The organism is Bradyrhizobium sp. WSM1253 (assembly GCF_000244935.1).
Lineage (GTDB): Bacteria > Pseudomonadota > Alphaproteobacteria > Rhizobiales > Xanthobacteraceae > Bradyrhizobium > Bradyrhizobium canariense.
In genome coordinates this window covers 292,087-311,158 of record NZ_JH600073.1, presented here as the reverse complement: position 1 = coordinate 311,158, position 19,072 = coordinate 292,087, and the positions used below count along the sequence as shown (strand labels likewise).

The window sequence follows — 19,072 nt, the reverse complement described above, 5'->3', positions numbered from 1 at the left end:
GGCAAACGACAATGACGATCGAGGGGGAGGGCCCATGACCACTAGCTCGCAGGCGCCTGAGGCGAAAGGGTTTCGCTGGAAGCTGATCGCGCCGCTCGCGGTGTGGCTGGTGATCTATCTGTTTCCGGTGCCGGCAGGGCTCAACGTCAATCAGTGGCACTATTTTGCCGTCTTCGCGGCCGTCATCACCGGGCTCATCCTGGAATCGATGCCGGTGGGCGCGGTCGGCCTGATCGGGCTGACGGTTGCCGGCGTCGGCGGTTATATCGATCCCGACCCGACCAAGTCGCTGCGCTGGATGCTGGCGGGCTTTGCCGAGAGCACGGTGTGGCTGATCGTCGGCGCCTTCGTGTTCTCGATCGGCTATCGCAAGAGCCAGCTGGGCCGGCGTATTGCGCTCGTGCTGGTGCAAAAGCTCGGCAGCAACACGCTTGGCCTCGGCTATGCGGTGGCGATATCGGACTTCTTGCTGGCGCCGGCGACGCCGTCCAACACCGCGCGCAGCGGCGGCATCGTCTATCCCATCATCAGCAACATCCCGCGCATCTACGGCTCCGAGCCTGGACCGACCGCCGGCAAGATCGGCACCTACGTGATGTGGACCGCGTTCGCGTCGACTGCCGTCACCAGCTCATTGTTTTTCACCGCGCTCGCACCCAATGCGGCGGCGCTGGCCATCGCCAAGAAGACCGTCGGAATCGACGTCAGCTGGGCGCAATGGTTCTTGGGCTTTGCGCCGCTCGGCCTCCTCCTGATGGTGCTGGTCCCACTGCTCAGCTACGCGGTCTGCCGCCCCGAGGTGAAGAGCAGCCCGGAAATTTCCGAATGGGCATCGAAGGAGCTCGCGGAGATGGGCCCGATGTCGCGCAACGAATGGATCATGCTGACGCTGATCTTGCTCGCGATGTTCCTGTGGATCGCGGGCTCGAGCCCGGACATCCGCGTGCCGCTTCTGGGCTCGAATTTCGTCAACGCCACCACCGTCGTGTTCATCGTGATCTCGCTGATGCTGGTGACGGGCGTGATCGAGTTTGCCGACATCGTCGCGGAGAAGAGCGCCTGGGAGGTGTTCTTCTACTTCACCTCGCTGCTGACGCTGGCCTCGGGTCTCAACGAGATCGGCTTCATCAAATGGTTCGCCACCGAATATGCAAAGCCGCTCGCCGGGCTGTCGCCGTCGACCGCGATGCTCCTGCTGGTCGCGCTGTTCTTCTGGATCCACTACTTCTTCTCGAGCATCACCTCGCATGCCGCCGCCGTGCTGCCCGTGGTGCTCGCGGTCGGATCCGGCATCCCCGACCTGCCGGTCACGACGCTCGCCATGCTCTGCATGTATTCGCTCGGCCTGATGGGTGTGATCTCGCCTTACGCCACGGGGCCGGCGCCGATGTATTTCGGCAGCGGTTATATCGGCAAGGGTCAGTTCTGGGGCTTTGGGCTGATCTTCGGGATGCTCTATTTCGGGGGGCTCCTGCTGATCGTATGGCCTTGGCTGAGGGTCACCTGAGCCGGGCGGGAGGCCAACACCGCGGCAGATGAATTTTCTTCAGCGGGGAGACATTTGGAAAACTTCGTCCAACTCCCCACAAATATCTGACATTGCAAGAGTGACCTGAAAGGGCGATGGTGCCTGCTGCGGTGCAGCGCGCTCCAGCCGAGTCCTCGTCGCAGTTTCACTCTCCGTCGCTTGATGCGACCGGTTCCCGGATGCCCCAAGGGCAAGCGGAACTATTGTGCATGAAGGCCGCCTCCATGAACGTCCACCCGTCGCCCGCGATCGGAGAGCCGATCGAAAAGCCTGACGCGATCTCAGGTCACGCGATCTCACCCGCGACTGCGCCCGACGTGATGGTCCGTTTCGAAGGCATCTCGAAAACCTATCCAGCCTATCGCGGCAAGCCCGGCGTTAATGCCCTGCAAAACATCGACTTCGCAATCCCGCGCGGTTCGATCACCGGAATCATCGGCCGCTCCGGCGCCGGCAAATCGAGCCTCGTCCGGCTCATCAACGGCCTGGAGAGGCCGACCACCGGCCGCGTCGTCGTCGATAACAGAGATATCTCGGCGCTCACAGGCCGCGAACTGCGTCTGGCGCAGCGCTCGATCGGCATGATCTTCCGGCACTTCAATCTGCTGTCCTCGCGCACCGCAGCCGCCAATATCGCGCTGCCGCTCGAGATTGCCGGCTGGGCCAAGACCGATATCCGCGCGCGCGTGGCCGAGCTGCTTGCGCTGGTGGGCATCGCCGACAAGCACGACCGCTACCCGTCAGAACTCTCCGGCGGCCAGAAGCAGCGCGTCGGCATCGCGCGGGCCTTGGCGACGCGGCCGAGCGTGCTGCTGTCGGACGAGGCGACCTCGGCGCTCGATCCGCAGACCACGCGGGCGATCCTCGATCTGCTCGTTAACATCAATCGCGAGCTGGGCGTGACCATCGTGCTGATCACCCACGAGATGTCCGTGGTGCGCCAGCTCGCGGGGAATGTCGTGGTGCTCGATGCCGGCCACGTCGTCGAGAGCGGCCATGTCGCCGACATCTTCACTCACCCCAAGCATCCGATCACGCAATCCTTCCTGGCCGAAGTGATCGGAGACAGCCTGCCGGTGTCGCTGGCGAGCCGGATCGTTTCGGCGCCGCCTGCGGGCGGGCAGGCGGTGATCCGCGTCCAGGTGCGCGGGGCAGGGGCCGGCGACACGCTGGTGGCGCGGCTCGCGCGCGAACTCGGCCTCGACGTGTCGCTGCTGTCGGCCCGCATCGACGAGATCGGCGGCCAGCACGTCGGCTCGCTGACACTCGGGATTCCCGGTGGCGATGACGCGACGACGCGCACGCTGGCCTGGCTCTCACAATATCAATTCCCCGCGGAGCGTCTCGGCTATGTCGCCTGAACTCATCAACCTGATCATCCAGGCCACTTTCGAAAGCCTGTACATGGTCGGTATCGCGGCGCTGCTCGGCACCGCGTTCGGCCTGCCGCTCGGCGTCTTCCTCGCGACCAGCCGAAAGGGCGAGCTGTTCGCGGCACCCATCGTCAATCGCGTGCTCGGTGCCGTCGTCAACGCGACGCGTTCCACGCCCTTCATCATCCTGGTCGTCGCCATCATCCCGTTCACCCGACTGGTGGCCGGCACCTCGATCGGCTCGACGGCGGCAATCGTGCCGCTGACGATCGCATCGGCGCCGTTCATCGCACGCCTGGTCGAGGGCGCGATCCGCGAGGTCGATGGTGGCCTGATCGAAACCGCGTCCTCATTCGGGGCGTCGCCGATGCAGATCGTGCTCAAGGTGCTGATCCCCGAAGCGTTGCCGGGTCTTCTGCTGGCGCTGACGCTCGCGGTGGTCAGCCTGCTCGGCTATTCCGCCATGGTCGGCGCCGTCGGAGGCGGGGGCCTGGGCGATCTCGGCATCCGCTACGGCTATCAGCGCTTCATGCCGGAGATGATGCTGGCCGTCGTCGTGGTGCTGATCGCGCTGGTGCAGCTCGTGCAGAGCGCCGGCGATTATCTCGCGCGCCGGGTCAATCGCCGTCTGCGACATCACTGACGCCGTTTTAGACATTTCGAACAAGCAGGTTCTTGTCGGTCTGGAAGCATTCCAGACTTCGAGACACGACTGAGCGCATTCGTCGCACGCGTTGCGCCCGCGTCTGGAGAAATTCTAACGCAGTTCCTATCGCACTCCGAAATCGCCTGCGTTAGGGCGAGGCATCAAAAACGGTACCGGCGAAGCCGGCAGTGCGTGGGGCCTCGACAGACGTGACCGACTTCCAACTTGCTTCGCGCTCCGACACGCGCCGTCGACAGATACAGATTCTCTTCCTCGGAGCGGCCAGCATATTTGCTCTCGTCATTCCCTTCGGTGCCGTGGAGGCGCAGACGCAGATTCCCGCCGTCACTGTCGAAGCCCCGCCTCAGCGCGCCCGGCCCGTAGCGGTCGCTTCATCGCGAAGGTCAGGCGCGACACGCACCGCACGCACCAGTCATCGCTCTCCGGCGCAGCAAGCCGCGCCAACCCAATCTGCATCCTCGAACGGCGACACGGGTGAACGCGCCAATGGTCCGGTGCGCGGTTTCGTTGCGACGCGCAGCGGCACCGCGACCAAGACGGATACACCGCTGATCGAAACCCCGCAGTCCGTCTCCGTCGTCACGACCGACCAGGTCAGGAATCAGGGCGCGGTCTCGATCGGTGAGGCGCTGCGCTACACCGCCGGCGTCAGCGGCGACGTCAATGGCGGCTCCGACACTCGCTTCGGCGCCCTCCAGATTCGCGGCTTCGACACCACCATGTCCGGCCTCTACGTCGACGGCTTGCGGATTCCCTCCAGCAATTACGTGCATTTCAACGGCCTCGATCCTTACGGCGCCGAGCGCCTCGAGGTTCTCAAGGGCCCATCCTCGGCGATGTATGGCGGCAGCGGCACCGGCGGCATCCTCAACTACGTGACCAAGCTGCCGACGGCGCAGCAATTCGGCGAGGTCTCGATCTCCGGCGGCAGCTTCAACCGTTATCAGGGCCAGTTCGACATGGGCGGTCCCGCCAACAAGGACGGCACCGTGCTGTGGCGCCTGACCGGCGTGGTGCGCGACGGCGAGACCCAGGTCGACTTCACCAAGGACAACCGCGTCTTCATCGCGCCGGCCGTCACGTTCAAGCCGAACGAGGACACCACTATCACGATCCTCGCCAACTACCAGCGCGACCGGGCAGGGTGGGGCCTTCAGTTTTTGCCGGCCTCGGGCACGGTTTGGCCGAACAACGGCCGCACCATCCCGGTCTCGTTCTTCGCGGGCGTGCCGAGCTTCAACGCGTTCAACACCGAAATCGCGACCGCCGGCTACCAGCTCTCGCACAATTTCACCGACAACATCACGTTCCGGCAGAATTTGCGCTATGCCTATCAGCACAACGAGGAGAAGGTGTTTTTCGGCGGAGCCTATACCGACGAGGCCGCGGGACAGCTCGCGCGTTTCGGCAGCTACAGCAACTCCTACATCAACTCCTTCGCGGTGGACAATCAGCTCCAGGGCAAGTTCACCACCGGCTTCCTGAGCCACACCACGCTGGTCGGAATCGACTACCGCAACACCAGCTTCCGCGACACCGCCTTTGGCGTCACGACATCCGCGCTCGAGATCAACGTCTTCAATCCGGTCTACAGCTACGACTGGACCATGGGCGCCATGAGCGACGATACCGGCGTCAAGCAGTCGCAGGTCGGTCTCTATGCGCAGGACCAGATCAAGCTCGGCCGGCTCTCGTTCCAGCTCGGTGGCCGCCAGGATTTCGTGACGACGCAGGTCGACAGCGGAATCTTCAATACGTCGGTCTCGAAGGATGCGTCGGCCTTCACCGGCCGTGCCGCCGTAATGTACAATTTCGACAACGGCATCGCGCCCTATTTCAGCTATTCGGAATCGTTCCTGCCGGTGCTCGCCACCGGCCCGAGCGGACAGCTGCTCAATCCCGAGACCGGCGTGCAGTACGAAGTGGGTGTCAAGTACCAGCCGCTCGGCTGGAACGCGCTGTTCACCTTCGCCGCCTTCGACCTGACGCGCGACAACGTCGTCACCTTTGCACCTCCGTTCAATATTGCCGAACAGACCGGTCAGGTAAAATCGCGTGGCCTCGAGCTCGAAGGCTCGATGTCGCTCGCCGACGGCTGGAACCTGCGCGCGGCCTATGCCTATATCGATGCCACGGTCACGCAGGATCCCGTCAATGTCGGCAAGGCGCCGGTCACCGTGCCGCTCAACCGCGCCTCGCTGTGGAACGACTACACGCTTCAGACCGGGCCGCTCGCGGGCCTGCAGTTCGGTGGCGGCCTCCGCTATGTCGGCGCGACCTGGGGCGATGACGCCAACACGTTCAAGGTCGGATCCTCGACCGTGCTGGACGCGCTGCTCGCCTACACAAGGGACAATTGGCGCCTCTCGCTGAACGTCACGAACCTCGCCGACACCCGCTATGTCGCCGCCTGTTACAGCCTGTCCGGCTGCTTCTACGCGGAGGGTCGCAAGGCCATCGGCAAGCTGACCTACCGCTGGTGAGTTGGAACGAGGGGGAACGATGAGAGCGATATTCGGCAGGCTGCATCGCTGGGCGGGACTGCTGACGGCCGGCTTCCTGTTCTTTTCCGGCATCACCGGAGCGATCATCTCCTGGGACCATGAGATTGACGAGGTCCTGAACAGCCATCTGTTCGACGTCACCAGCAAGGGCCCGGCCATTCCCTCGATCGATCTCGCGAAGATGATCGAGCAGCGCGATCCCCGTGCGCGCGTGGTCTACCTGTTCATGACGCCGGAGGAGGGCCGCTCGCTGTGGTTCTTCGTCATGCCGCGGATCGATCCCGCGACCGGCAAGCGCTACGCGCTCGACTACAATCAGATCTTCCTCGACCCCAACACCGGCGCGGAGCTCGGCCGGCGCTATTGGGGCGCGGTGTGGCCGGTGACGCGCGAAAACTTCGTCTCGTTCCTCTACAAGCTGCACTACACCATGCACATCCCGGAATTCTGGGGCAGCGACCGCTGGGGCATGCGCCTGCTCGGCATCATCGCCATCATCTGGACCATCGATTGCTTCGTCGGCTTCTATCTGACGCTGCCTACGCGGCGGCGCGCCAGGGCTGCACGGGCGCCCCAGGTCACGCGCCAGCTCGAACGCGGCTTCTGGGCGCGCTGGGCGCCGGCGTGGACCATCAAGACGTCAGGCAGCGTCTACCGGATCAATTTCGACATCCATCGCGCTTTCAGCCTGTGGACCTGGGGCGTGCTGTTCGTCATCGCCTTCACGGCGTTCTCGCTGAACCTCTATTTCGAGGTGTTCTCGCCGCTGATGAAGATGGTGTCGAACTACACGCCGACGCCCTATGAGCAGCGGCCGTATCGCGATCTCGACGATCCCATCGAGCCCAAGGTGACTTTCGCCGAGATCGCGGCGCGCGCTGCGGCCGACGGCAATGGGCGAGGGTGGACCGTCCCGGTCGGCTCTATCAATTACGGGCCGGCTCATGGCGTCTATGCCGCCGCCTTTTTCCATCCCGGCGACGATCACGGCGCCGGCGGGGTCGGCCCGGCGCAGCTCTATTACGACAGCGAGGACGGCCGTCCGATCGGCGAACGGCTGCCCTGGGTCGGCACCGCCGCCGACATCTTCGTGCAGGCGCAATTCCCGCTGCATTCGGGCCGCATCGTCGGGCTGTTCGGCCGCATCCTGATCTCGATCATGGGGCTGGTGGTGGCGGCACTCTCGGTCACCGGAATCGTGATCTGGTGGCGCAAGCGCCGCGCGCGTGTGCGCGTGCGGGAAACGGCTGCGATGCGGCTGAACCGGCAGCTCACACCGGCGGAGTAGGGCACCCGGCTTGCCAGATGAACCTTCCCGTCCGGCATCGGCACAAAGACAGGAGATCACCCCCAGCCTTTCGGACTTCGAATGAGATCGCTTGCCTTGCTCTGCCTGCTCGTCCTGGCGACGCCCGCTCATGCGGCGACGCCCGAGCAGCACTATCTCGACCTGCGCGATCGCTACACGGCGAAATTCTCGAAGGCTGCGGAAAACGACGAGACCACCAAGCAGCATGACGCGGCGCTCAAGGAGTTGACGGGCGTCCTGCGCGGCCTGGTGGGCCCAGTCGCGATCAAGGGACTGCCAGCCGACGGCAGGACGAACGCGGACACGCTCTTCAAGGGGGACTCCGGCTTCGGCCATCTCGACGGCCTCGGCTTCGCGTCCGAAGGCGACAAGATGCAGGCCGTCGTGACCACCACCGCGCTGCTCAAGCACTGGCTTCGCGAGCACCGCGAGGACGGCATGCCGCAGGAGATTGGCGCCGCGTTCAAGTCGGACCGCTTCTACTATCAGGCGATCCAGGACTCCGCCTTCGCCAAATATGCCGAGCTGCCGATCACGAAGCCCGCGGGCGCAAGCGCGGCGGTTGCTGTACTGGGCGTGCGCGGCAATGGCGATCTGAAGGGACCGCCGCATGAAATCGACGTCGTCGCGATCCAGGGCGACAAGGTCTTCTTTCTCGCCGTCAGCGACGCCGTGAAGACGGCCGAGATGCCGGCCTGCGAGAAAGTCTGGAAGCAGATGATGGCGAGGCCCATCGACAAGAAGGACCCGCGCGGCGACATCACCCGCGAAGACAATGCGATGACCGCGTACACGGCGTGCTTCGCCAAGGAAGCACCGAGCCAGGGCTGGTACGCGACGGCCGTGAAGAAGGCGCAGAGCCAGTTGGAGCTGCTGATGGCGCGGTAGCTGCGCAGCTTCAGGACACTCCGCACCTCATCCTGAGGAGCCCGCAACGCGGGCGTCTCGAAGGATGGCCACTGGCGAGAGCTGGGCCATTCATGGTTCGAGACGCGCGTTCCGCGCTCCTCACCATGAGGGTCTCAGATCAACGTGTGCTTCCACCCAAATTCCAGCCGCGGCCACCATCGCCAAAAATCTCATATCCCGTCGCCGTCACCGCGACCGTGTCCTCGAGCTTGATGAACCCACGCTTCGGATGCTTCATCGTGGTCTCGATCGACACCACCATGCCTGTTTCGAGCGGCAGCCGGGCGTCGGTGTCGTCGTAGGGAACCGGACCCTTGGCGGTCAGGCGAGGGGCCTCGTGGCTAACGAGGCCCATGCCGTGGGCCAGAAACTCTGTGCAGTCGCGCTGGGTGATTTTCGCGAGCTGCCGCTCGGCCGCGACGTAGATGTCGCCGCCCATGGCGCCGGGCCGGACCGCAGCGAAGGCCGCGCGCTGGACCGCTTCGATCTCGGCCAGACAGTCCTTCAGCTCGGTATCGGGATCACCGAGCACGGCCATGCGCGCGAGGTCGCCGATATAGCCGTGATAATTACCGCCGGAATCGAGCGACAGCACGTCACCTTGCTCCCAGCGCTGCGCCGACGGCGCCCGGTTGTGGCTGTTGCCGCAGGCGAGCAGGCAGTATTCGAAGGTCAGCCCTCGATTGGCTTCGGCGATCCGCAGGGCGTCCGACAATTGCTGCTTGGTCGTGCCCGGCCCGTGCCCGGCGATCACCGCCAGCATCGAGGCGGTCACCAGTTCGGACGCCGTCTTGAGTTTTGCCAGCTCCTCCGCCGACTTGACCGCACGCAGCCGCTCCAGCACCAGCAGCGCGTCCTTGAGCTCGGCACCGGGCAGGGCGTCACTGAGCGCCCGGCCTGCATCCATCGGCAGGAACGCCATCTCGACCCCGACTCGCTTCAGGGGCACGCCGGCGCCGCGGATCAGGCTGACGGCCCGCGTGATCGCATCGACCGAGCCGTTGGACTCGGTCCGGACCTGCGCCACCCAGGGCGGCGCAACAGCGCGCTGATGGGTCTCCAGCCGGTGCCCGATATAGACCGCTTTCTCCGGCGCACCCTTGGGATAGACCAGGACCGGCAGATAGCGGCTGACGCCCAGCGCATCCATGTAGTCGAAGAAGATCGCGCGGTCGGCACCCAGCAGGTACTGCACATTGTGCTTGGAGGTCGCGACCAGAACGTCGAGGCCGGCGGCCTCCATCAGGCGGTCGAGCTTGGCGGCATCGAATGGAATGGCGCGCGAGCGGTCTGCGCGGGCGACGTTCTCCTGCATGACGAACCTCCCATGGTGGCGTGGGCATCAACCGCTGCCGCGGTTTGCCCGGGGCTTGTTTGGCACCAAGTGTGAGCCGAGAGCGGGGTTCTGGGTAGCTGCGGAATGATCTGGCCTGATCTGCACAGCCATATCTACGATTCGCATAAGGTATATTATGGAATATATTTATATACAATCAGGTCAATTACTTAGCTGGAATTCCTCTCACTAAACCTTCGTTCCTCGTTCTTTTCCGGACCGGCCGTGGCACGTCGCCCCAGCTTTTGACGGCTACTGTGCATGGGGTTGTTTTCGCGTTTTTGAATCCGGCCCATGCCTCCGAAAGCCGATATTGCCGTGAGGATGTCCGGCTGCAATAAGCGAGGCTTCGCGAGATCGCAGATGACCTTCTGACCGTCCGTCCGTATAGGTTTGCATCTCAGAACAACAACAAACTTTCCGAGGAAGCAGACCCATGAGCTTTTCCCGCCGCACGCTTCTCAAGGCCTCCGCCGCGACCGCGGTCCTGGGCGGCCTCAGTGCGCCCCATGTGGCCCGCGCCCAGAGCGCCGAGTTCACCTACAAATACGCCAACAACCTGCCGGACACCCATCCGCTGAACGTGCGCGCCATGGAGATGGCGGCGGCGATCAAGGCCGAGACCAGTGGCAAGTTCGACCTCCAGATCTTCGCGAACAACCAGCTCGGGTCCGACACCGACATGCTGAGCCAGATCCGGTCCGGCGGCGTCGAGTTCTTCACGCTGTCGGGGCTGATCTTGTCGACCCTGGTGCCGGCGGCGTCCATCAACGGCATCGGCTTCGCGTTCCCGGACTACGGCACGGTCTGGAAGGCCATGGACGGCGATCTCGGCGCCTTTGTCCGCGGCGAGATCAAGAAGGCCGGGCTCGAGGTCATGGACAAGATCTGGGACAACGGCTTCCGCCAGACCACGTCGTCGAGCAAGCCGATCACCGGTCCGGACGATCTCAAGGGCTTCAAGATCCGCGTGCCGGTGTCGCCGTTGTGGACCTCGATGTTCAAGGCGTTCGATGCGGCGCCCGCCTCGATCAATTTCGCCGAGGTCTATTCCGCGCTGCAGACCAGGATCGTCGAGGGCCAGGAGAACCCGCTGGCGATCATCTCGACCGCCAAGCTCTACGAAGTCCAGAAATACTGCTCGCTCACCAACCACATGTGGGACGGCTTCTGGTTCCTGGCCAATCGCAAGGCCTGGAGCGCGCTGCCGGAGGATATTCGCACGGTCGTCGCCAAGAACATCAATGCGGCCGCAGTCAAGGAGCGTGAGGACACCGCCAAGCTCAATGCCAATCTGCAGCAGGAGCTCGCGGGCAAGGGCCTGACCTTCAACCTGCCCGCCGTTGCGCCGTTCCGCGACAAGCTGCGGTCCGCCGGCTTCTATGCCGAGTGGAAAGGCAAATATGGCGACCAGGCCTGGGACCTGCTGGAAAAGGCCGTCGGCAAGCTGTCGTAACGCGTTGGAGCCGTCATGGCTCATGTTGAGGTCGAAGGGAGCGGAGTGGCGGGCGAGGCGACTGTTCGGTCCCCTCGCCGACCTTCGTTGCTGGCCTCGACGGAGCGCGCACTCGGCCTCCTCGTCGAAATCCCTGCGGCCATTTTGGTGGTCGCCGAGATCGCGATCCTGTTTGCCGGCGTGGTCGCGCGCTACGGCCTGCACCGGCCGCTGATCTGGTCGGACGAGCTCGCCTCGATCCTGTTCCTGTGGCTCGCCATGCTGGGCGCGGCGGTCGCGTTCCGCCGCTCCGAGCACATGCGCATGACCGCGGTCGTCGGCAGCGCCAAGCCGGCCACGCGGGCCTGGCTCGATCTGGTCGCGACCTGCGCGGCGCTGGCCTTCCTGGCGCTGATCGTCTGGCCGTCCTGGGACTACGCCTACGAGGAAAGCTTCATCACCACGCCGGCGCTGCAGATCTCCAATATGTGGCGCGCCGCGGCGCTGCCGGCCGGCATCTGCCTGATGGCGGTGTTCGCGCTGTTGCGGCTGCTGCGCGCAGCCGACTACCGCATGGTGCTGACGGCCGTGGTGTCCGTTGCCATCGTCGTCGGCTTGTTCTGGCTGGCGCAGCCTTATCTGCGACCGCTCGGCAACCTCAACCTCGTCATCTTCTTCGTCGGCGTCGCCGGCTTCTGCGTCTTTGCCGGCGTTCCCATCGCGTTCGGCTTCGGCCTCGCCATCTTCGGCTATCTGGCACTGACCACGCGCACGCCGGTCATGGTGCTGGTCGGGCGGATGGACGAGGGCATGAGCCACCTCATTTTGCTCTCGGTGCCGCTGTTCGTATTCCTGGGGCTCCTGATTGAAATGACCGGCATGGCACGGGCCATGGTGGCGTTCCTAGCGAGCCTGCTCGGCCATGTCCGCGGCGGACTGCATTACGTCCTGGTCGGCGCGATGTACCTGGTCTCCGGCATCTCCGGCGCCAAGGCGGCCGACATGGCCGCGGTCGCGCCCGTGCTGTTCCCGGAGATGAAACAGCGCGGCGCCAAGCCCGGCGATCTCGTCGCGCTTCTGGCGGCGACCGGCGCGCAGACCGAGACCATTCCGCCGAGCCTCGTGCTGATCACGATCGGTTCGGTCACCGGCGTCTCGATCGCCGCTTTGTTCACCGGCGGCCTCTTGCCCGGCGTGGTGCTCGCGATCACGCTGTGCATGCTGGTGTGGTGGCGCTACCGCCACGAGGACATGAGCCATGTCCGCCGCGCCACAGGCGGCGAGATCGGCAAGACCTTCGTCATCGCCCTGCCCGCGCTCGCGCTGCCCTTCGTGATCCGCTACGCCGTGGTCGAAGGCATCGCGACCGCCACCGAAGTCTCCACCATCGGCATCGTCTATGGCGCCCTGGTCGGCCTGCTCGTCTACCGCCGCTTCGACTGGCGGCGGCTGTTTCCCATGCTGGTCGAAACCGCTGCGCTGTCGGGCGCGATCCTGCTGATCATCGGCACGGCCACCGGCATGGCCTGGGGCCTGACGCAATCAGGCTTCTCGCGCTCGCTGGCGTCCGCCATGACCGGATTGCCGGGCGGCGCGGCGACCTTCATCGCCGTCTCGATCCTGGCCTTCACCATCCTCGGCAGTGTGCTGGAGGGCATCCCCGCGATCGTGCTGTTTGGGCCGCTGTTGTTTCCGATTGCGCGTGCGGTCGGCGTGCACGAGGTGCATTATGCCATGGTGATCATTCTCGCCATGGGTATAGGGCTATTCGCCCCGCCCTTCGGGGTTGGCTATTATGCCGCCTGCGCCATTGGACGCGTCGATCCGGCCGAAGGCATCAGGCCGATCTGGGGCTATCTGCTGGCGCTACTGGTAGGATTGATCGTCGTCGCCGTCTTTCCGTGGATCTCGATCGGATTCCTGTAGGCCGGCGTGTGAGGGAGGTGTCGATGAGCGAACGGCAGAACCAGTACAATATCGGCCTGGACAAGACGCCCGCCAACTACGTGCCGCTGAGCCCGTTGAGCTTCCTCGCACGCAGCGCCGCGGTCTATCCCGATCATGTCAGCACGGTCTACGAGGGGCGCAGCTTCACCTGGCGCGAGACGCATGAGCGCTGCAAGCGCTTTGCTTCGTATCTTGCCGGCCAGGGCATCGGCGTCGGCGACACCGTCGCGGCGATGCTGCCGAACATTCCGGCGATGAACGAGGTGCATTTCGCCGTCCCCATGACGGGTGCCGTGCTCAACGGGCTGAACATCCGTCTCGATGCGCCTTCGATCGCATTTCAGCTCGACCATGGCGGCGCAAAGATCATTCTGGTCGACCCCGAGTTTTCCGGCGTCATCACCGATGCGCTGTCACAGATGAGTGGCCCAAAACCGTTCGTGATCGACGTCGACGATGCTGCCTTCAAGGGCGGCGGGCGCATCGGCGAGATCGAGTATGAGGCCGCGCTCGCGCAAGGCGATCCTGACTTCGCGGCGATCCTGCCGGGCGACGAATGGGACGCGATCGCACTGAGCTATACCTCGGGCACCACGGGCAATCCCAAGGGCGTCGTCACCCATCATCGGGGCGCCTATCTGAATGCCGTCAGCAATATTCTCGCAGGCCAACTCGGCCAGCATCCGGTCTATCTCTGGACGCTACCGATGTTCCACTGCAACGGCTGGTGCTTCCCCTGGACCATTGCGGCGGCTGCCGGCATCAATGTCTGCCTGCGCAAGGTCGAGCCGACGAAGATCTTCGAGCTGATCAAGCAGCACGGCGTCACCCACATGTGCGGCGCGCCGATCGTCTACAACACCCTGATCAACGCGCCCGATGCCCCGAAGGGCGGCGCCGCCCGCCACGTCGTCGGCCTGATCGCCGGTGCCGCGCCGCCGGTCGCGGTGCTCGAGGGCGCCGAGAGCATCGGCATCAAGCTGACGCACGTCTATGGCCTGACCGAGGTCTACGGCCCCGCCTCCGTCTGCGCCGAGCAGCCTGGCTGGGATGATCTGCCCGCAGCCGAGCGCGCCAGCCTGAAGCGACGGCAGGGCGTGCCCTACCCGCTCGAGGAAGCCGTCACCGTCATCGATCCCCAGACCATGAGGCAAGTGCCGCGCGACGGCGAGACCATCGGCGAGGTCATGTTCCGCGGCAACATCGTGATGAAGGGTTATCTCAAGAACGACAAGGCGACGAAGGAAGCCTTCGAAGGCGGCTGGTTTCACACCGGCGATCTTGGCGTGCTCGATGCGCATGGTTACGTCATCATCAAGGATCGCTCCAAGGACATCATCATCTCCGGCGGCGAGAACATTTCCTCCGTCGAGGTCGAGGACATCCTCTACAAGCATCCCGCCGTGCTGTTCGCCGCCGTGGTCGCAAAGCCCGATCCGAAATGGGGCGAAGTGCCTTGCGCCTTCGTCGAGCTGAAGGACGGCGCGAGCGCGAGCGAAGCCGACATCATCGCCTTCTGCCGCTCGCATATGAGCGGCTTCAAGACGCCGAAGGCCGTGGTGTTCGGACCGATCCCGAAAACGTCAACGGGAAAGATCCAGAAATTCCTGCTGCGCAACGAAGCGGGATCGGCGAAGGCGATCTCGGCCTGAGCCGATTCCATGAGTCTGGCAACGCATTGAGAGGTCCCTGCCGTCCTAATTGCTTGATAAAGCTGGACAGGCAAGGCAACGTCCAGCCGGAATCGCCGACATCAATCCGGCGACCGATCCCGCTCAGCCTTCGCCGGTGAAGGCAAAGCTCCCTATCGAGGCTTTATGGCAGCCATCCCCGCCGACAAGTTGAAGCTCTTTCGCATCCGCCGCGCGCCAAAAGGCGGTCGCAAGGCAGCGCCGGGCCCGGACATCGAGGGAAAAATCCTCGATGCGGCAGAGTTCGTCTTTGGGCATTTCGGCTTTCGCGGAGCGACGACGGCCCTGATCGCTAAAAAAGCATCGATCGCGAAACCCCACATTTACTATTATTTCGAAGACAAGGAGGATCTGTATCGCGCGGTGCTGGAACGTGCGATGAACATGTGGGCACGAGACATGGACAGTCTCGACATGACGTCCGATGTCGAGACCATCCTCGTGCGCTACATCAGCAGGAAGATCGATTTCTCGCGAGATCACCCGCATCTGTCGCGCATCTATGCCAACGAAATCATCAGCGGCGCTCAATTCATCGGCAGCTTCATTGAAAAAGTCTCGACCCCGTTGCTGCTCGACAAGGTCAAGACGCTCGACCAATGGACCGCCAGCGGGGCGATTCGGCCGATCAGCGCCGTCGATCTTTTCTTCTGCATCTGGGCGATGACCCAGGCCTATGCCGATTATTCCAGCCAGATGATCATCATGAAAGGTAAGCGACAGCTCGAAGAGGCCGACTACACCGCGGCCAAGGCGACGATCGTCCAGCTCGTTCTCGGCGGACTTGGTCTTTCGGGCCCTGCCGAGGCTGGCGCCTAGCCCTTTGTTCGGCCGTTCGTTTTTCGCCAGCGGCCCTGTTTCCCCCTCTCCGCCATTACGCTCACGTGCGGGACATCCTAGCCAGAACCGCACTGGATTTCCGGTTGCAGCGAGGCGTTTTGCGCCGGTAGCCGGCGCCAGATCCGAAATTCGTGTTTGTAAAAATATTTTATCGATCGTAAAATGATTTTATCGATCGTTATAAAATGGCATGTCGCTTGCTTCGACCCGATCTTCCGCAACGTGCGAGCACCCATAGCAGGGACTGCGGCTTCCAACGCCGTTGCCCTGCGCCAGCAAATCCGAGGTAGAGGACATGCCATCCAACAGCGGCGACGTTCCCACGCTGATCATCACCGGCGCCCATCCAAAGCTTTACAATCACGACCTTGCTCCAACCGCGCCTGAGGGCCGAACCTGGGGTGTCTTCAGCCTGTTTGCGATGTGGATGTCGGACGTCCATTCCGTGGGCGGCTACACATTCGCGGCGAGCCTGTTCTTTCTCGGCCTGACAGGCTGGCAGGTGCTGATCTCGATGCTGGTGGGTATCACGGCGGTCTACTTCCTGATGAACCTGATCGGACGGCCCTCGCTACGCTACGGCATTCCGTTCCCGGTCGTGGCCCGCATCTCGTTCGGGGTGATGGGCGCCAATCTCGCCGCCATGGTGCGGGGCGTCGTCGGCATTGTCTGGTACGGCGTGCAGACCTACTTCGCCTCGAAGGCGGTGCAAGTCCTGATCGTCACTCTGATGCCGTCGGCCGCCGATCTCACGCACAACAGCATCGCCGGCCTGTCGACGCTCGCATGGTTCAGCTTCCTTTTCATGTGGCTGTTCCAACTTCTCATCTTCCTCAGCGGGATGGAGCGCATCCGCCGCTTCATCGATTTCTGCGGACCCGTGGTCTACGTCGTCATGTTCGCGTTGGCGATCTGGATGTTATGGCAGGCCGGTTTCTCAAGCCTGTCTCTTCAACTCAGCCCGCCGGCCGCCACAACCGCGGCGACGATTGGCGTGATGGCGAATGCCGCGATGCTGATCGTGGCCTACTTCTCGGCGCTCCTGCTCAATTTCGGCGACTTCGCCCGGTTCGGCAAGGATGAGCGAGCCATGAAAACCGGCAATCTGCTCGGGCTTCCCGTCAATTTCCTGGTCTTCTCGATCATCACAGTGATCGTGACGGCCGGTACGCTGAAGGTGTTTGGCGAGGCGATCATGGATCCAGTGCTGATCGTGGAGAAGATCGGCAATCCGTTCGTCGTCGTTATCGGATCGATCACGTTCATCGTCGCGACGATGGGCATCAACATCGTCGCGAACTTCGTTTCGCCGGCTTACGACATCTCCAACCTGAATCCCCAGCGCATCAATTTCAGGCTGGGAGGCCTCATCACGTCGATCCTGTCGGTACTCGTCTGCCCCTGGCTGTTCGTGGCCAGCCCGTCGGCCATCACGCTGTTCGTCAGCATCTTCGGCTCTGCGCTCGGGCCCATGTTCGGCATCATGATCGCCGACTACTATCTCGTGAAAAAGGAAATCGTCGTGCTGGAGGACCTCTATACAATGTCACCAGCCGGTGAATTCCATTACGACGGCGGCTGGAACTACAAGGCGCTGATTGCACTTGCGGTGTCCGGCACTCTGTCGATCGGACTCTCGCTGGCAGGCGCCTACGGACTGATCTTCAACGTCGGCGACTGGGGTTGGCTCATCGGGGCCACTGCCGGCGGACTGATCTACCGAGCCCTCTCGAAGGAGCAAAGGCCGGTTTCCGTCATTGTCGGGGCGGGCGAATGACGTTCGAAGTTGCGGATCCATCGCCATGTGGGCGGCGGCCCCGCAATACTCTTGGCATGCGCGTTCGGTCGAACGCGCATGCTACCCAGATACGACGTCGCGATGATCGGTGGCGATATCGCTACCTGCTGCGAGCCCCTTCGCCAGTCTGGACTGGATGCAGGTCTGCAACCGCTTCCTCCAGGATGGTAGCAACCTCCAGCAGCGAGATCACCAAGCGCGGCGTGCGCCTCAGCCTGTCGTCGATCGCGGCGGCGAACAGATCGTTCCGCTTCCGGCTACCGAGCAATCGCCACCGTCCAAAGGCGATCTTGTGGACGTTCCCGGAAACATATCCGACCGAGGCCCATAATTGCTCGGATTCCAGCAGGAGCTCGCCTGCCATCCGATCCATCACTGTGACGATCGCGAGCAGATCATCGGTCACGGTCGCCAGACCGACCGCGCGGCTACCCGGATTATCGTCATGTGAACTCCACTCGCTTGCGGTCTTCGATATTGGCCTGGCTTGCAATCCAGCGAGTTTGTCCACAAGCGCGGCGAACCGAGAACGGGCCGCGCGGACGACATCTTCCAGGAAAGACAGATTGGTCTGCGCCGACCCCGACATGGCGTGCGGTTTGATCGTCTTAAAATACATCAATGCTCCCCGGAGGCAACCAACGTGAAAGTTGAACAGTTGCCTAGATCTAAGGTCATCCGACCCGAGGTGCTTGAACGTCCTGAGCCACGATTGATCGAAACCGGCCTGCAAGGAAATCAGGCAAGGGCATCAAAACCGAACGCAGAGTGGGTCGGTCGCGTTCGGCCGCGCATTGGAGACACATCATGAGCGATGATGGCCTCTACGGCGACCGGCTAGCGAAGCTATTTCCAATGATCAGCGAGCCGAGCTCGGGCCTCGTCAAGTCGCTACAAAAGGGAACATTCGCCGCGGTGCGAATGGCATATTCCGGACCGGTCGGCGATCCGACGCTGCCATCGCCTCCGGACGAGGCCTTCGCACTTTGCCTTCGGCTGCAGTATCAGAGAGCCGAGTCGTGGCTGGATGGTCGATCCGCACCCAAGGGCGCGTTGAAGGACGAGACGAGTATCTACGATCTGCGATGTGAAACGGTCGTTCACTTCCGCGATCCCTTTGACTTTCTCTACCTGTATCTGCCGCACGGCACGCTAAATGAATTGGCGAACCAGCTTGATCTTGGCCGCGTTGAATATGACGTTGGCGCGGGCGCGAACTTCATGGATCCAGTCATGGCTCATCTGGGTGCTTGCCTTCTGCCGGCGCTCGAAAGTCCGCATGAGGCCAACGAGCTTTTCGTGGGCCACGTCGCGATGGCGCTCAACACGCATTTTCTCAAGACCTATGCCGTCGGCCAACCTCGCAATCGCTCTCACCGCAGCGGATTGGCGCCATGGCAACTTCGGACCGCGAAGGCACTCCTTCGCGCAAATCTCGATGGCGAGATCGCGTTGGCCCGAATTGCCGCTGAGTGTGGCGTGTCAGCCGCCCACTTCGCCCGAGCATTTAGAGTCAGCACGGGAACACCGCCGCATCGATGGTTGATGAATCAGCGTATCGAGCAAAGCAAGAGCCTGCTGGCAAGCTCGCCGCTATCGCTCACGGAAATCGCCATCAAATGCGGCTTCGCGGATCAGAGCCATTTTACCAGAGCGTTCTCAGCAGCAACGGGTGCCACGCCAGGACGCTGGCGACTGGTCCGCAAAGCTTAATCCCGGATGACCATGTCCAGGA

The 19,072-nt window shown here is 63.2% G+C and carries 14 protein-coding genes; 12 read left to right on the top strand and 2 right to left on the bottom strand.

Translation table 11 applies throughout. From position 1 onward, the window contains the following. Nucleotides 1-34 precede the first annotated feature (34 nt). From BRA1253DRAFT_RS03365 to BRA1253DRAFT_RS03340, 6 genes are all read left to right on the top strand, one after another. Nucleotides 35-1,507 (top strand): DASS family sodium-coupled anion symporter, encoded by a 1,473-nt coding sequence (locus BRA1253DRAFT_RS03365; RefSeq protein ID WP_007591112.1) that lies wholly within the window; start codon nt 35-37, stop codon nt 1,505-1,507. Nucleotides 1,508-1,737: 230 nt separating this feature from the next. Next, a complete protein-coding gene (locus tag BRA1253DRAFT_RS03360; RefSeq protein WP_007591111.1) occupies nt 1,738-2,889 on the top strand; it encodes a methionine ABC transporter ATP-binding protein in 1,152 nt (383 codons plus the stop codon). Next, nucleotides 2,879-3,544 carry a methionine ABC transporter permease gene (locus BRA1253DRAFT_RS03355; protein ID WP_007591109.1) on the top strand — a complete coding sequence of 222 codons (666 nt, stop codon included), beginning with the start codon at nt 2,879-2,881 and terminating at the stop codon, nt 3,542-3,544. The genes BRA1253DRAFT_RS03360 and BRA1253DRAFT_RS03355 overlap by 11 nt, the downstream gene beginning before the upstream one ends. 518 nt (nt 3,545-4,062) lie before the next feature. Beyond that, nucleotides 4,063-6,051, top strand: coding sequence for a TonB-dependent siderophore receptor (locus BRA1253DRAFT_RS03350; RefSeq protein WP_035992676.1), 1,989 nt, complete (start codon nt 4,063-4,065; stop codon nt 6,049-6,051). 19 nt (nt 6,052-6,070) lie between these two features. Then, nucleotides 6,071-7,360, top strand: coding sequence for a siderophore utilization protein FsrB (fsrB, locus tag BRA1253DRAFT_RS03345; protein WP_007591104.1), 1,290 nt, complete (start codon nt 6,071-6,073; stop codon nt 7,358-7,360). 81 nt (nt 7,361-7,441) lie between these two features. Then, nucleotides 7,442-8,269 carry a hypothetical protein gene (locus BRA1253DRAFT_RS03340; RefSeq protein WP_007591102.1) on the top strand — a complete coding sequence of 276 codons (828 nt, stop codon included), beginning with the start codon at nt 7,442-7,444 and terminating at the stop codon, nt 8,267-8,269. Between the two features lie 139 nt (nt 8,270-8,408). Here BRA1253DRAFT_RS03340 and BRA1253DRAFT_RS03335 read toward each other — a convergent pair whose 3' ends face one another. After that, nucleotides 8,409-9,605 (bottom strand): Xaa-Pro peptidase family protein, encoded by a 1,197-nt coding sequence (locus BRA1253DRAFT_RS03335; RefSeq protein ID WP_007591101.1) that lies wholly within the window; start codon nt 9,603-9,605, stop codon nt 8,409-8,411. Nucleotides 9,606-10,062: 457 nt separating this feature from the next. Here BRA1253DRAFT_RS03335 and BRA1253DRAFT_RS03330 point away from each other — a divergent pair, with 457 nt between their 5' ends. The 5 genes from BRA1253DRAFT_RS03330 to BRA1253DRAFT_RS03310 all read left to right on the top strand — a co-directional run bounded on the left by BRA1253DRAFT_RS03330 (nt 10,063) and on the right by BRA1253DRAFT_RS03310 (nt 17,316). Then, complete coding sequence (locus BRA1253DRAFT_RS03330) at nt 10,063-11,082, top strand: TRAP transporter substrate-binding protein (RefSeq protein WP_007591100.1); 1,020 nt, start codon at nt 10,063-10,065, stop codon at nt 11,080-11,082. Nucleotides 11,083-11,097: 15 nt separating this feature from the next. Continuing rightward, complete coding sequence (locus BRA1253DRAFT_RS03325; RefSeq protein WP_007591099.1) at nt 11,098-12,987, top strand: TRAP transporter large permease subunit; 1,890 nt, start codon at nt 11,098-11,100, stop codon at nt 12,985-12,987. Between the two features lie 23 nt (nt 12,988-13,010). Then, on the top strand, nt 13,011-14,660 hold the full coding sequence (locus BRA1253DRAFT_RS03320; RefSeq protein ID WP_007591098.1) for an acyl-CoA synthetase: 1,650 nt from the start codon (nt 13,011-13,013) through the stop codon (nt 14,658-14,660). Nucleotides 14,661-14,825: 165 nt separating this feature from the next. Further along, nucleotides 14,826-15,518 (top strand): TetR/AcrR family transcriptional regulator, encoded by a 693-nt coding sequence (locus tag BRA1253DRAFT_RS03315; RefSeq protein WP_007591097.1) that lies wholly within the window; start codon nt 14,826-14,828, stop codon nt 15,516-15,518. 316 nt (nt 15,519-15,834) lie between these two features. Next, entirely contained in the window at nt 15,835-17,316 is a 1,482-nt protein-coding gene (locus BRA1253DRAFT_RS03310; protein ID WP_007591096.1) for an NCS1 family nucleobase:cation symporter-1, read from the top strand. A gap of 121 nt (nt 17,317-17,437) precedes the next feature. Here the strand turns inward: BRA1253DRAFT_RS03310 and BRA1253DRAFT_RS03305 are convergent, their stop codons facing one another. Then, nucleotides 17,438-18,070: a hypothetical protein gene (locus BRA1253DRAFT_RS03305; protein WP_035992672.1), complete on the bottom strand. Its 633-nt coding sequence runs from the start codon at nt 18,068-18,070 to the stop codon at nt 17,438-17,440. A 74-nt stretch (nt 18,071-18,144) separates the two neighbouring features. Here BRA1253DRAFT_RS03305 and BRA1253DRAFT_RS03300 point away from each other — a divergent pair, with 74 nt between their 5' ends. Then, the gene (locus tag BRA1253DRAFT_RS03300) at nt 18,145-19,050 is read left to right on the top strand and encodes a helix-turn-helix domain-containing protein (protein ID WP_007591094.1); all 906 of its coding nucleotides are present in this window, start codon (nt 18,145-18,147) and stop codon (nt 19,048-19,050) included. The last annotated feature ends 22 nt before the right edge of the window (nt 19,051-19,072 follow it).

Coding starts and splice junctions, on each gene's coding strand:
- BRA1253DRAFT_RS03300 (WP_007591094.1), top strand. CDS start 18,145: ATGAGCGATGATGGCCTCTACGGCGACCGGCTAGCGAAGCTATTTCCA.
- BRA1253DRAFT_RS03320 (WP_007591098.1), top strand. CDS start 13,011: ATGAGCGAACGGCAGAACCAGTACAATATCGGCCTGGACAAGACGCCC.
- BRA1253DRAFT_RS03355 (WP_007591109.1), top strand. CDS start 2,879: ATGTCGCCTGAACTCATCAACCTGATCATCCAGGCCACTTTCGAAAGC.
- BRA1253DRAFT_RS03335 (WP_007591101.1), bottom strand. CDS start 9,605: ATGCAGGAGAACGTCGCCCGCGCAGACCGCTCGCGCGCCATTCCATTC.
- BRA1253DRAFT_RS03330 (WP_007591100.1), top strand. CDS start 10,063: ATGAGCTTTTCCCGCCGCACGCTTCTCAAGGCCTCCGCCGCGACCGCG.
- BRA1253DRAFT_RS03315 (WP_007591097.1), top strand. CDS start 14,826: ATGGCAGCCATCCCCGCCGACAAGTTGAAGCTCTTTCGCATCCGCCGC.
- BRA1253DRAFT_RS03365 (WP_007591112.1), top strand. CDS start 35: ATGACCACTAGCTCGCAGGCGCCTGAGGCGAAAGGGTTTCGCTGGAAG.
- BRA1253DRAFT_RS03340 (WP_007591102.1), top strand. CDS start 7,442: ATGAGATCGCTTGCCTTGCTCTGCCTGCTCGTCCTGGCGACGCCCGCT.
- fsrB (WP_007591104.1), top strand. CDS start 6,071: ATGAGAGCGATATTCGGCAGGCTGCATCGCTGGGCGGGACTGCTGACG.
- BRA1253DRAFT_RS03325 (WP_007591099.1), top strand. CDS start 11,098: ATGGCTCATGTTGAGGTCGAAGGGAGCGGAGTGGCGGGCGAGGCGACT.
- BRA1253DRAFT_RS03360 (WP_007591111.1), top strand. CDS start 1,738: ATGAAGGCCGCCTCCATGAACGTCCACCCGTCGCCCGCGATCGGAGAG.
- BRA1253DRAFT_RS03310 (WP_007591096.1), top strand. CDS start 15,835: ATGCCATCCAACAGCGGCGACGTTCCCACGCTGATCATCACCGGCGCC.